The organism is Vibrio sp. 1580 (genome assembly GCF_033340055.1).
Window position 1 is genome coordinate 1 of record NZ_JAWOVT010000273.1, and the last position, 712, is coordinate 712.

The following is a 712-nucleotide window of genomic DNA, read 5'->3' on the forward strand; positions in this document are numbered from 1 at the left end:
CTTAGCAATGTCACCTTCCATCGTTGGCATCCAGTTACCAAGGAAGATATCAATGTCGCCATTCGCCATAGAAGAATAAGTTACTGGTACAGACAGCAGATCCGTCTTGGTTTTGTAACCCAAGCCTTTCAGTAGCTCTGTGGTTACAGCCGTGGTTGCGGTAATGTCTGTCCAGCCTACATCGGCAAACCGAACGGTTTCACATTGGTTTGCGTAAGCGCCGGTAGCGACAGAACTTAGTGCGATAGTCGATAGTATTTTCGTCATCTTAGACATGTTGAATTCCTTTTAATAATTTCTGACTTTATTCTCAGTTTTTAAAGATTAAGAGATCGATTCCAAGTCTCTTTTCGGTGGATGCATTCGCTGCATCTCTTGCCAGTTCGGTGCAATCCAAACCGGAGTGTTATTTGCTTTTTCTAGTGCGTTACCCAAGATCATGTCCGCAGCCCGTTCTGCAACCATGATGGTTGGCGCGTTCAAGTTACCATTTGGAATGGTTGGGAAAATCGACGAGTCCACAACACGCAAACCCTGGATGCCGCGTACCTGACACTGCTCATCCAGTACGGCTAGCGGATCATCGTCTGCACCCATTTTGCAGCTACATGAAGGATGATAAGCACTCTCAACATTTTGCTTAACCCACTCATCAATTTGCTCGTCGGTAGTGATATTGAGACCTGGCTGGATCTCATCGCCACGGAACTCA

2 protein-coding genes are annotated in these 712 nt (G+C 46.3%); both read right to left on the bottom strand.

Annotation, left to right across the window (positions count from 1 at the left end; genetic code table 11):
- Positions 1-276: glycine betaine ABC transporter substrate-binding protein (locus R7093_RS25465; protein ID WP_318147052.1), on the bottom strand; the 276-nt coding region annotated here is incomplete at its 3' end.
- A gap of 48 nt (positions 277-324) precedes the next feature.
- The coding region (locus R7093_RS25470; protein ID WP_318147053.1) for a GMC oxidoreductase at positions 325-712 on the bottom strand (388 nt) is incomplete at its 5' end.